The 13,406-nt window shown below is 42.8% G+C and carries 7 protein-coding genes; 1 reads left to right on the top strand and 6 read right to left on the bottom strand.

Going from position 1 to position 13,406, the window contains the following annotated elements; genetic code table 11:
* Positions 1–15: 15 nt before the first annotated feature.
* Positions 16–2,076, top strand: coding sequence for an RNA degradosome polyphosphate kinase (locus tag E5355_RS10220; protein ID WP_136010279.1), 2,061 nt, complete (start codon positions 16–18; stop codon positions 2,074–2,076).
* Between the two features lie 27 nt (positions 2,077–2,103).
* Here E5355_RS10220 and E5355_RS10215 read toward each other — a convergent pair whose 3' ends face one another.
* The 6 genes from E5355_RS10215 to E5355_RS10190 form a co-directional block, all read right to left on the bottom strand.
* Complete coding sequence (locus tag E5355_RS10215) at positions 2,104–4,131, bottom strand: glycoside hydrolase family 97 protein (RefSeq protein WP_136010278.1); 2,028 nt, start codon at positions 4,129–4,131, stop codon at positions 2,104–2,106.
* Positions 4,132–4,160: 29 nt separating this feature from the next.
* Entirely contained in the window at positions 4,161–7,193 is a 3,033-nt protein-coding gene (locus tag E5355_RS10210) for a M14 family zinc carboxypeptidase (RefSeq protein WP_136010277.1), read from the bottom strand.
* Positions 7,190–8,335 (bottom strand): beta-aspartyl-peptidase, encoded by a 1,146-nt coding sequence (iadA, locus tag E5355_RS10205; RefSeq protein ID WP_136010276.1) that lies wholly within the window; start codon positions 8,333–8,335, stop codon positions 7,190–7,192. Before iadA ends, E5355_RS10210 begins: the two co-directional genes overlap by 4 nt.
* Positions 8,336–8,350: 15 nt before the next feature.
* The gene (gene dcuC / locus E5355_RS10200) at positions 8,351–9,745 is read right to left on the bottom strand and encodes a C4-dicarboxylate transporter DcuC (RefSeq protein ID WP_136010275.1); all 1,395 of its coding nucleotides are present in this window, start codon (positions 9,743–9,745) and stop codon (positions 8,351–8,353) included.
* Between the two features lie 116 nt (positions 9,746–9,861).
* Positions 9,862–11,661 carry a RagB/SusD family nutrient uptake outer membrane protein gene (locus E5355_RS10195; protein WP_136010274.1) on the bottom strand — a complete coding sequence of 600 codons (1,800 nt, stop codon included), beginning with the start codon at positions 11,659–11,661 and terminating at the stop codon, positions 9,862–9,864.
* A gap of 42 nt (positions 11,662–11,703) precedes the next feature.
* Positions 11,704–13,347, bottom strand: coding sequence for a SusC/RagA family TonB-linked outer membrane protein (locus E5355_RS10190; protein WP_256372000.1), 1,644 nt, complete (start codon positions 13,345–13,347; stop codon positions 11,704–11,706).
* Between the last annotated feature and the right edge of the window lie 59 nt (positions 13,348–13,406).

Below are 13,406 nucleotides of genomic sequence, written 5' to 3'. Positions count from 1 at the left end.
TAACACATCAACACCATGGAGAACAGATATTTCAAACGTGACATCAGCTGGCTGTCTTTCAACTACCGCGTGCTGCTGGAAGCCGAAGACGATACACTGCCATTATACGAACGCATCAACTTTATTTCCATATACTCCTCCAATCTGGAAGAATTCTACAAGATACGTGTGGCCGACCATAAGGCCATAGCCACCGGAGCCTCGCAAAGCGACGAAGAGAGTGTGCAATCCGCTACCGAGCTGGTAGATGAAATCAACCGGGAAGTCAACCGCCAACTGGAGGAGCGTATCCGCATTTACGAACAGAAGATACTGCCCGCCCTGCGGAAACATCACATCATATTCTATCAAAGCCGCAACGTGGAACCGTTTCACCACGACTTCGTGCGCAGCTTCTTCCGTGAAGAGATATTCCCCTATCTGGCTCCGGTGCCCGTAAGCAAGGACAAGGTGATTTCATTCCTGCGCGACAACCGTCTCTATCTGGCCGTGCGGCTTCATCTGAAAGGAGCTCCCGTCGGTTCTCCAAACCGCATCCAGTATTTCGTGATGAAACTGCCGTACAGCAAAGTGCCGCGCTTCATCCAGTTGCCCAAGGTGGGAAAAGACTATTATCTGATGTTCATTGAAGACATCATCAAGGCCAATCTGGATACCATCTTCCCCGGTTACGAAGTGGACAGCAGTTATTGCATCAAGATTTCACGCGATGCGGATATTCTGATAGACGATGCCGCCAATACCTCCGAAATCATCGAACAGGTGAAGAAGAAGGTAAAGAAACGCAAGATAGGCGCCGTGTGCCGTTTTGTATACGACCGCGCCATGCCTCAGGACTTCCTCGACTTTCTGGTAGATGCCTACCGCATAGACCGCCGGGAGATGGTTCCGGGCGACAAGCACCTCAACATGGAAGATTTGCGGCATCTGCCCAATCCCAACCAGAGCGTGCGTCCCATCAAGAAACCCCAGCCCATGAAGCTGACCTGCCTGGACGAACGCGAATCCATCTTCCGCTACGTGGAGAAAAAAGACTTGCTGCTGCATTATCCCTACCACTCCTTCGACCACTTCATCCATTTCCTATATGAAGCCGTCCACGAACCCACCGTACGTGAAATCATGGTGACCCAGTATCGTGTGGCAGAGAACTCCACCGTCATCAACACCCTGATAGCCGCCGCACAGAACGGAAAGAAAGTCACCGTCTTTGTAGAACTGAAAGCACGCTTCGATGAGGAGAACAACCTCGCCACCGCCGAAATGATGAAGGCCGCAGGCATCAATATCATCTACAGCATACCGGGACTGAAGGTACATGCCAAAGTAGCCCTCGTGCTACGCCGCAACAAGGAAGGGCGCAAACTGACAAGCTACGCCTACATCAGCACCGGCAACTTCAACGAAAAGACCGCCACCCTCTATGCCGACAGCGGACTATTCACCTGCAATCCGATGATTGTAAACGACTTGCATAACTTGTTCCGTACTCTGCAGGGAAAGGAAAATCCGGTGTTCCACCGCCTGCTTGTGGCCCGTTTCAACTTGATACCGGAACTGAACCGTCTCATCAGCCACGAGATGCAACTCGCCCAACAAGGCAAACGGGGACGGATTATCCTAAAGATGAATGCCCTGCAAGACCCCGCCATGATAGACCGCCTCTACGAAGCCTCGCAAGCCGGTGTAGAGATAGACCTCATTGTCCGCGGCATCTGCTGCCTCATCCCCGGAAAGGAGTACAGCCGCAACATCCGCGTGACACGCATTGTGGATACCTTTCTGGAACATGCCCGTGTGTGGTACTTCGGCAACGGCGGCGCACCCAAGCTCTTCCTCGGCTCGCCGGACTGGATGCGGCGTAACTTGTACCGCCGTATCGAAGCCGTCACCCCCATTCTGGACCCGGACTTGAAGCAAGAGCTCATCGATATGCTATCCATACAACTGTCGGACAAACGGAAAGCCTGCTTTGTGGACGACCAGTTGCGAAACCGCTGGAAGTCGTCACGACCGCAAAAGGAGAAGGTACGGTCGCAATATACCTTTTATGAATACTTGAGAGAGAAAATATAAACAACTCTGCCCCAATATACCTCCGGCTCAACTGTCTTTTATAGGACACAGACGTACGGCAGTTCCTCCACTACGTGCTTGCCGAATGGTGAGGGTATCACTATAAGTCACTTCGCGCTCTTCTATAAGTATAGCAGCAGGACATGTCTCATAATCGGACTCAGGAGCATCACGATAAATAGTAGCCAGATATCTTTTATCTGTATCGAGAAAAGACAGACTGATATTAGCCGTTCGTTCCTCATCTCCCGTGATGCTGCCTATATACCAGCATCCCTCTCCTTTATCGCAACGGGCAATAGTAACATAACTGCCAATGCATGCTTCCGGCACCACTGTTCTGCTCCAATCTGTAGGACAAGATACTATAAAATTAAAAGGTTCCGGATTAGCCTCGTAATTCTCTATTTCATCCGAAGCCATTTGTAACGGTGAATAGAGCACCACAAACAGCGCCAATTGTTTGGCCAGTGTGGTATGTACACGTGTCTGTGGCATTACATCGTTAACAAACCGAAACGTCACCGGTGTAAAGTCCATCGGGCCTGCCAACCCACGAGTGAAAGGCAATATTACGGTATGAGAAGGAGGATTTCCACCATCTACATCCCAAGCGTCCCATTCTTGTCCACGTACCCCCTCTTGTGTCATCAGATTAGGAAAAGTACGCTGCAAACCTGTAGGAATCACCGGTTCATGATTATCAATACAGATACGGTGACGGGCAGCAGCCTCTATTACCTTGCGATAATGAAGTACACCAAACTGACTGCTATGATATTCTTTCCCATCAAGCAAATCGCCCACATAACCCGTTTTTACTTGATGCACACCATATTTCTCATAGAACTTGAAACCATCTTCCATCTGATTTTCATAATTGGAAACATTACCGCCAGTTTCATGATGTCCTATCAAAGCTACTCCTTTGCTACGCCCATAATCAGTAATACGTTGTATATCAAAATCGGTATAAGGTTTTGTGAAACTAAATTTCCAAGTAGCCCAGTCTTCATTCCACCCTTCCACCAGTACACCTCCCAAATTATTGGCAGCAGCAAAATCGATGTGACGCATTGTATTCTCTGTTGTGGCCCCATGATGGGGACCGGCATGCCAGGTGTTATGCTTCATGTGATAAGTCCACCAAATTCCAATATAGCGCATAGGTTGTATCCAGGAAGTATCGGTTATACGACAAGGTTCATTAAGATTTAACATGAGACGGGAAAGAAGCAAATCACCGGCAGATTCAGCCACTATCATTGTACGCCAAGGAGATACACGGGTATCGGTAACACGTACTTTCTCACCTGTACTCCAAGGTGTAAGAGCCGCACGTAATGTAACCGTTTTATTATCTTCAAGTTGTTCAACCGGCTTCAAGTTCATGGCAGCATAATCTGTAAGATTTGCTTCATGAATAGCCAAATAAAGGCTATCTGTTGTCTCAATCGTCACCGGAGTGCTTACCCATCCCATCTTACTAAGAGGTTTTTTCTCAAATAAGGCTTCGTAAAAACGAACTCCTTTCACTGGAATACTCCAAGCATCATAATCTGCAGGAAAAACGAATTCAGTCACTTCGTCATCAATAAGAAACTCTTGTAGCTGTTGCTGGCGAGGGAACTCATACCGGAATCCTATCCCATCATCAAAAAGACGAAAAATAATATTCAGTTCCCGCTCCAACGATGTTTCTTCCTTGAGGCATACCCTCAATTCATTATAATGATTTACAATTTCAGCCTCTTCCCCCCATACTGGTTGCCACACATCATTATGCGAATCATGCTTAACTTCTTTTAGAACGAAACCGGTCAAAAGATCTGGCGCATCCTTCAAAACCAATCCCAGACGTGAAGGAAGTAAAATATTCTTCCCCGCATGTCTTAAACAATATCGGGGAGCACCTTCTTCATCAAGTGTAAACTCTAAAGAAAGTTTTCCATTTGGAGAGGTCAACTTGATATGTTCCTGCTGGCATGAAATCATCCATAGGCCTAAACATAAAGCAAGTATAATCTGTAGCGTTTTTTTTAGTTTCATAGTCATTACCGAATTTAATTTTATATATCCAATTCTTATTTTATAAGTCTACTGACAAACAGTCCCTTTCCTTCCTCAGCCGGAATAACACAGAAGTTTACGAAACCACAGACAGACTCCGGTTCAAGCAACGTAGCAACCAAATTTCCTAAAGGTTGTGCCAAAGGTACCAACCAACTACCTATTGGAAGTTCTACATTATCTTCATAGACATCCGTTTCTACATTTACCGGATGAATCCCCTCCCATTCCTTCTCTGCACGATACAGACGGGTTACTTTGTAACGCTCAACTTTTGCTTTTTGTACACGGGTAACTTGCTCAATGTGTACACCCAACGCTCGAAGCTTACATACTGCTTCTGTACAGAGAGCATCGAGCAGATAAGCCTTAGGGCGAGTACGCACCAATTGAGGTGTTACTTGCATGGCATCAAGGGTTGGCAGTTCAGTCTTAAACAGTTCATTGGCCTCATAATCGATAAAAGAGACTACATGACGTACAGTATCCGAAGTGAAAGTGACATATATCGGTTCAGTAGCTTTCAAGGTGCGCTTCCTGGCTTGTTCTATCTTACGTTTAATTGAAGCACGATGTTGCGCAGCAGTAACCAACGTTTGCCGTGCCACCAAGAAACCGCACTCACTACGACGCGCATAACACTCCGGTCCCAATCCAATACCTCTTATTTCGACAAAAAGCGATACAGCCCCCGTCAATGCTTGAAAAGTAGAACTGGACTGCGGACTTTTGGCACCTTTTACAAGAACAAGGGAACCATCTGCCACACGAGGAGTAAAGTAGAAACCGGAAGCATAACCGGCACTATTTAAAACGACCTCTGCCTCACGACGAAAAAGTTCTTCAGACAGCGTACGTAAAGCTAAAGGCGCATTAAGATGTCCTGTAGGTAAGAAAAGTACATCAGCAGCATTTGCTGTCGGCACTCCACGTAATAAGTTAAACTCACGACGTAAAGGTGTATATTCATGAATATCAAGAGCTACGTCCGGATTCCATTGCTGATAGGACTGCTTCAACAGCAAAGTGACAGCATCCTCTAATTTGCTCTGATCGCGATTCAAATCGTAACCATCGGCCGAACGACGTTGCTGAATGGCATAACCATCAACATTGGCTATAGGAACCAAAGCCACAGCTATATGATTCAGCAATTCACGTCCTTCTTTTTCACAAAGTAAGTAACGGACAAGCATGCATACAGCCTCAGCACCTGCCGGCTCGTTACCATGCAGTGCCGCTTGAATCCATACCCTTACCTTCTTCTTGTCGGGAGTACCCAAATAAAGTACCGGAATGGTACGTCCTTGTTTGGTAACACCAATATTCTCCATATATGCCAAACCCGGAGAACGTACAACCAATTGCTGTAAATAGTCCTTTATCTCATCAACCGATGCCAATCCGCTACCGTAAGGTTTACTTAGAGTAGGTGTCTCACGGTCAAATTTGGGGTCAGGATAGAAACTTGCAGTTACTCCGGCAGGTTGCTTCGACTGATTTCTATTCCATAACACAAGATTAGCTAATACCACTTCTTGTGCTATCCTCTGTAAATAAAGAGCCGTTTCAGACGGTAGACCTGCATAATAATCGCTGCTAAAAGGCTCACCAAAAAAAATTGCATAAAAGACACAAGCCGCCAGATAACTGCCTGCAGGACTAGGATGGCTGCCATCAGAATTATACAACTGCAAACTTGGACACTCTCTACGTACACGTCTCCATGCCTCACCCACAGGAGCACAATAAGCATCAAGGACATCAGCCATTTCCAAATAGTTTTCCGTAAGTTGCTGCTGCATTCCTTCATAAGTATCATTATTACGCCCCCATGTCATATAACAGACACTTTTTCCTTTTGGGGCATAAAGACGGCGTAAACTATCTAACTGCGCCGCAGGATGGAATACATTCTTCTTTACCCATTCCTTTTCACGAGTAGGTGCCTTGCTCTGTTCCTGCATCACCATATAATCCCATCCTCCTTCACGAATCGCCTCTAATGTTTGCGTATTGGCTGCATGCTGTCTCAAGTACCAACCAGGGTTAGCAACCTGGCGCACTGATATTTTTTTTCCACATGAGGATGCTAACGATTGGACTTGCAATGGCAAACGATTAAAAAAAGTATAGCTGTTACCTATAAAAAGTACCCGTAAAGAATCTGTAGTCAATAATGGCACAGCTTGTTTCCCCATAGGGACAGCCTCATGCCCGATGCCGTACTCTTCTATCTTGCGCCAATGGCATTCCCAACCACGGGATGCAGCCAACTGGTGAATATAAAGCCAGAAACTACGCCCACGCTCCATACGGTTTCGTCCTTGTTGTTCAGCTTCAGGAGTCTTGCGTAGAAAAGACTCACGTATCGTATCTCCCAAAGCCAGCTGTAGTATGATAGGTTTTGACAAGTATTTTTTTATCTGTTCAGATGAAATATAGGGGATACCAGCCGTACCATAAGGATATGTCTGGGCCAAATCTGGAAAAGTATACCAACCGGGAGAACTTATAATAGCTTTTTCCACATAAGGACTATCGTGAAAAAGCATGAAACGCTGTACAAATTGCCCACCAGCAGAATGACCATAAATCATATATCCTTTGCGCATGCTTCCCGTAAATTGACGCACATATTCAAATAGTTTATCAACCAACACTGGTGTAATTTTTTCGGGAGCATTAGCTACTGTATGGGCAGCATTCATCACCCCCACCTCCTGATAGTCTGCCAAAGGATAAGATTTCAAATCAAAGTGAGGTATAAAAAGCATAAAACCCTTTCTCTCCGCTTCTTCTTTCCAACCGTCCAAAAGATAACGATAGCCGCGGTCTCCTCCTTCAAAGACAAATACAATAGGCATTTGTTTGATATCCCCCTGGGAAGGTATATAATAATGTACATCTACCGGGCGATCGGCAAAAGGAGGGTATTGACTATAAGTAAAGAAATGTTCACCTCTTGGCCTTTCCAAAGTCTGTTTCGCTATTGCAGATAAACAAATACAGAGGAATCCAATATAAAATATAATCAGCTTCTTCATAATTCGTACCTTCCCTTCTTTACTATTGTACCATCTTGCATTACAAATTTACCACGGGCAATGACATCTGTAAGCTGCAAATCTTCCGCCAAAAAACACAAGTCTGCATCTGCTCCTTGTGCCACAATACCTTTAGCTCGTAATTTCAGATTACGAGCTGGATTGGATGTTATCAATGTAATCGCCTGTTCCAATGGTACCCCCTCCTCATTGACTAATGCAACTACCTCCTTGAAATTTAAATTCAAAGGAGCAGGACGATAAGTTATTTCTCCAGTTTCAGGATTCACTCTGCGTACGCCACCATGGCCATCACTAGAAAAAGTAATGCGATCAAGGGGGACACCAGCTTGCAATGCACGTATCACACAACGATGGGGAGTATCAAACTTTGAGCCACCAGTCGAAAAATCAATCATTCCACCTAATTTACCAAATTCTACAGCCTGCATAAAAAGAGCTTCAGTACGTATCAGATGAGTAGGAGACAGATAAGATATCAGTGTAGGATAGTGACGAGCAATATTGAGTAAGGGCTCAATACCTTCCGGAAGTGCTCCCAAATGAATGTGGAGAATTCCTCCTTTACCAGATGTAAATCCCCCTAAACGTACCTGATGTATAATACGCAATATCTCTTGCTCTGTCGGAAACGGACTACGGTCATCACTCATCGCCAGCTTACAGCCAATAACTTTATCTATGAAGATAAGATCGTCAGCCACACTATTCATCAATGTTTTGGTAGGCAATCCGTAATAACTTGTCAGTATATAAGCCGACAATCCGTCATCGTCAATAGCTTTGGCCTTGGCATAAAGCGTAGTAAGTTCTTTGGCAAATCCATCAGTACCAAGCATACCCAATACAGTAGTAGTACCAGATGCCACCAGTTCGCTCATAGTCACCTCAGGGACTAATGAGGCATAACCTTGTTGCCCTCCTCCACCAGTAATATGTACATGCTGGTCTATAAATCCCGGAGTAACAATTTTACCTTGTACATCAATAGTATGGCAAAATGATTCATTCAGTTCAATTGTCTTTGAAATATGCGCAATCTTTTCTCCGCATAGCAAAATGTCTGTTTTACCAAGATAGGCAGGAGCATATAAATTTGCATTCTTTATCAATGTAAACATAGCTGTCGATTAATTTTAGAAAGTAATAAGATGATAAAGTATCAAGAAAACAATTCCTCCTATTAAAGGAAATGTATTACGCCTTGCCAACTCCACTGATGACACACCGGCTACCCCGGCAATGGCAACAATGACTCCGGCAATAGGAGATGCGGCACGTCCCATGCTTGCCGCCAACTGCAAAGGAAGTATCAATGAAAAAACCGGCAAACCAAGCTGAGTGGCTATACCCGGCAATAAAGGACCAAATGAAAAAAAGGCTGCATTGCCACTTCCCATCAGCATGGCAGCTCCAAAAATAATGAGAGTAAAGACTGCGGCAATAGCTAATCCCGAAAGTCCGATATGAGAGGAATAACCCACCAATAAATCAATAAATCCCAAACCAATCAGTCCTTTAGAGAAAACTTCTGAAGCTACAATCAATGTTACAACTGAAGTAAACACATTTCCCATGCCTTTCCAAAAACTTGCAAAAGCATTAAAAGTAGTACGCACACTACGAGTATGAAACAACACAAATACCAATGATAAGAACAGAGAAAAAAGCATAGCAGTAGTGGTACCCAATGTTACAGTAGGCTGAAACAGTCCCACAAAAGGTGAAAAGAAAATGAGAAGAGCCAAAGGTAATACCGGGAGTAGCGCAAAAGCCAATGGAACATCCGGTTTTTCTACTAATGAGGTTGCAGTCACATTTGACACCTGCAATATGCCATCCTGCTGTTTCTTTGCATCTTTTTTATCAAAATAACGGTTATTGAAATAGAAGAGTACCATTACAACCAAGGAAGTAGGAATTACTAAAGGAAGTTGATGAGTGATAAAATATTCCACATTGGATTGTCCTATCAATTCGGCAGCCATAGCAGTATTTGCCGACCCCGGTCCCTGATCAAATAGAGTAGCAGCGGCAATGACTGACAATGCTGTAAGTTGGCTTACTCCCAAACTAATTAAAACAGGATAAACCGAAGCCACAAGCAACAATCCTAATCCGGCAGCTGAAGGAGTAGTAATAAAAAGTAATTGTCCAATAGGAATAACTATAGTAGCCGCCAAATAAGGATAACGTCGAAAAAGACCTAATGGCTTCATGGAAATATAGACCAATGCATTAGTAGCCTTTATGTTATTCATGAAAGCTACATAACCGCCAATTGTCATTATCATAAACCCTGCACGCGCCAAATTAGAAAGAAAAACTTCCTCTATCATCCTTACCAAATCAAACACCACCATTCCCGTAGCTTCACTAGGTACTACCGAATGCACTTGCATGAAAAAAGCAGCTGTAAGCATTAATAAACCGGAAAGCATCAAAAGACCTTGAGGATTGAGCTTACGATAAAGACCTACCGCTGTAATCCCTACCATAAGAAGACTAAAAATGAAAGCCAATTCGGACATGATGTATCAAGATATTAAGTTTTTGTTTTCTTTTGAATATATGAATCTAAATCAGATATAAACACCGATATATACAAAGCCGTTTATATGCGGTATTTATATCTGACTATTATCTATCAATACCCCGGATTATTTTCCAAAGGATTACCAGTATTGGCATCAATGAATGATTGCGGCAGCGGGAAAAGGACAGGAGTCTCATATTCATCCATACCACGTCCTGCAATACCAGCTATCTCATTGAGTTCACGCATGCGACGTTTGAAATAGTTATTGGTATCACGTTCGTCACCACCATTTTCTTGGCAAACACGTACCAATGTATGACGACGTTCTTCCTCCGTAAGCAGTTCACGGCTGCGTTCATCAAGAATGAAATCCATACCACCGATTCTAAGATCATCTTCAGCAATACTTACAGCATTGGAACGATTACGTACTTTATTTATCCATTTAATGGCCTCGCCTACTTGATTACTCTTGTAAAGAGCCTCTGCATAAAGTAAATATGTATCTGCCAAACGTAAATAAACAATGTCCGCATAGTGTCCATCATTAGCTGCATTAGCCAAAATAGGTGGAGTATAATCCCATTTACGAGTAGTAGGCCAATCATATTTTTTAATGGAAGTAGAAGTTAGCATGGCTGCATTAACCGTAGTATCAATAAGTGCAGTACCACCTAAATCAAATACCTTGGTTACATTGCCGGCAGCATCTACATCATTAATACTCCATACGATAGCATTAGCAGATACACGGTCATCTTGTTCTCCCATTCCTTTATAATTGTACAAACGAAGTGCTCCTCTGGAAGGAACTACACGTCCGGCTCCCTTACCACCATTAGCTTGCCAAAAGACTTGTGCAAATGAACCTTCACCACCGTTATTGATATAGTCCGGATTATGCTGGTTTGTCTTTTTACAATCGCCATCATTAGCATAATAGTTCTTATAAGTTGTAGTCATATAGACATTTGCAGTACCATAGGCACTATTCTCCTCTTCTGTGTTAATGAAAGCCAGTAACACCTCCGTATTTCCATCAGCATACATAGGAGTATAAAATACGTCAATAAAAGGACATCCATCATTGGAAGCATTACTACCAAAGCGTTGATTTATAAGGGAATATTCTCCACTTTCCACTAATGGTTTCAGTACTGAAACTGCTTTTTCAGCATTACCTTCTGCCAAATAAAGTTCACCCAAATAGTGACGTGCCACAGCACCAGAGACTTTACTATTATTAGAAGTACGCAAAGGAAGGTTATCGACTGCAAACAGGAAATCTTCTGCCATCACTTCGCGAATACTACTCAAGGAAGCACGGTCCCAATCATCACGATAATTCAATCCTGTAATTTCTTGTGTTGAAAGGGGCACTGCACCAAATGAATAGGTAAGGTGACGGTAAGCCCAAGCACGGAAAAAGCGAGCTTCGGCCAACACCTCATTTTTACGATTTTCAGCATCAGCACCACTTCCCCAGTTAATGCCATCATTGTCAGCTCTTGAGATAACCATATTGGCAGTGTTGATGATACGATATCCCCACTGGAAAATATTATTCCAAATAGCAAGATCAGTGTAAGTTATCTCTTTGGGATTGTAGAGGAACTTCATTTCCGCATGACTATTATTGGCCCATGAATTATCTACCCCTCCACCCCAGGCAGAATGCAGACAGAGCGCAATACTTCCTCCCATTGCATCAGCACGGCGATACTCTGCACGCATAAGACCATAAAGAGGCGTTATCATCGATTTAAATCCATTGTAATCTACAAGTAAATTTTCTGGATAAAGTGCATCACGAGGATCTTCCTTAAGAAACTTATCCTCATTACAGCCGCCCATAGTGAGCAATAATACTGTAAACACTAAGACATTGAAATATGTTATTTTTTTCATATGTGCAATTTCATTTTAGCTTTTTATGATATATTACTCTCATCAAATATCTAACTTTAGTCCAAAAGTGAACGAACGTACTGGAGGAGCAGCCAATTGATCATTGAGAAATTCCGGATCCATACCTGTCCAGCCAGTTATTGTAGCCAAATTCTTAATGTTCATGTAAAGATTGAGCCGTTTGATGAAAGTACGACGCAACCATTGTTGTGGGAAATTATAACCCAATGTAATGTCGGAAATACGTAAGAAATCTGTCTTTTCATAGAAACTGGCTCCCTCTGGATTCACATCACTATTCAAACTATTTTTCGGATAGCCATTCGTAGGATTCTCTGGAGTCCAAAAATCCACCAAAAAGCGGTTCTGGCGATATGAATTATGGCTTGTATCATACAAGGCATTCAGATGGGTTTGTCCTAACTGAGCCGTTAAGAACACACTCAGAGTGAAGTTTTTGTACTCAAAAGTGTTCATCAAACTCATATTTACTTTAGGAATAGCCGACCCTATAATAGTCTTATCAGCCGTTGTAATATCGTTACCATCTACATCAAGGTATTTCACATATCCAGGATACGAATTACGATAGTTAGGATCTTGCTGCCCTGTCGGGTTAGACGGATCAGCAATCTGCCATACACCGATAATTTTATAATCATAGTTCACATTGATAGGTTCACCAATAAACCACTTGGAAGCCACATCATCAACCGGCTTTCCATTAGCATCATACAAACCAACATCTACAATCTCCGAACGATAGTGTGAGAGGTTGAAAGAGGTGCTCCAGCTAAAACTCTTATGTGTAATGTTATTAGAAGTTATCTGGAATTCAAAACCACGATTACGGGTCTGTCCACGATTCTCAGTAATAGAGCCAGTACCATTAATGGTAGGAATAGAACGGGAAAGCAGCAAATCTTTGGTTTTAGACCAATAAATATCAAATGAACTCTGAATACGTCCATTCCAAAGTGCAATATCAAAGCCAGTATTAATAGATGTAGTAGTTTCCCAACCTAAACCGGGCGAAGCTAACTTCGACGGATAGAAACCAAACTGTGCAGTATGATCATCATTCAGATAATTGTAAGTTGAAAGATTAGGTAGTGTACTATAAGCACTGATAGCCTCATTGCCATTTTTACCCCATGACAAGCGATATTTCAGATTGCTAATGGTTTCACTTATAGGCTTGTCTTTAAAAAAAGATTCATTGGAAATATTCCATCCAATAGCGGCTGAAGGAAAAACGCCGAATTTAGAACTTTCACCAAAAGCAGAGTAACCATCACGACGAGCAGTAAGAGTCAACAAGTAACGATTATCATAAGTATAATTCAAACGCCCCATTTGTGAAATATGATTTTCTTTATAATAATTGGAATTACCAGACATTGTGGCAGCTTTAGAAATCTGGTAATAATACATCACATCATTGGGAAAATTCTTACCTTCCATTGTATTCTGTTCATATTCCTTGCTTTGAGCAGAATATAATCCTGTGAAAAATATACGATGTTTGCCAAATTCACGTTGATAAGAAATAATATTCTCCAAAATCCATTCTTCTGAATGCCAATCATCAGTATTCAATACGCCATTAGCACTAGCTCCTTCGTAGGTATCCAAACCTTGATAATTCTTATAGGAGCTGTTTTGGTAAGTGAAGCCTGTATTCAATTTATAATAGTCCGTTAAAAATTCACCATATCGGCTAAGCGGCTTCTGCCACTATGCCA

Source organism: Bacteroides muris (ex Afrizal et al. 2022), assembly GCF_004793475.1.
GTDB lineage: Bacteria > Bacteroidota > Bacteroidia > Bacteroidales > Bacteroidaceae > Bacteroides > Bacteroides muris.
Note: the sequence above shows the minus strand (reverse complement) of the source record. Positions and strands in the feature narration are given on the sequence as shown.

Coding starts and splice junctions, on each gene's coding strand:
- E5355_RS10210 (WP_136010277.1), bottom strand. CDS start 7,193: ATGAAGAAGCTGATTATATTTTATATTGGATTCCTCTGTATTTGTTTA.
- iadA (WP_136010276.1), bottom strand. CDS start 8,335: ATGTTTACATTGATAAAGAATGCAAATTTATATGCTCCTGCCTATCTT.
- dcuC (WP_136010275.1), bottom strand. CDS start 9,745: ATGTCCGAATTGGCTTTCATTTTTAGTCTTCTTATGGTAGGGATTACA.
- E5355_RS10220 (WP_136010279.1), top strand. CDS start 16: ATGGAGAACAGATATTTCAAACGTGACATCAGCTGGCTGTCTTTCAAC.
- E5355_RS10215 (WP_136010278.1), bottom strand. CDS start 4,131: ATGACTATGAAACTAAAAAAAACGCTACAGATTATACTTGCTTTATGT.
- E5355_RS10195 (WP_136010274.1), bottom strand. CDS start 11,661: ATGAAAAAAATAACATATTTCAATGTCTTAGTGTTTACAGTATTATTG.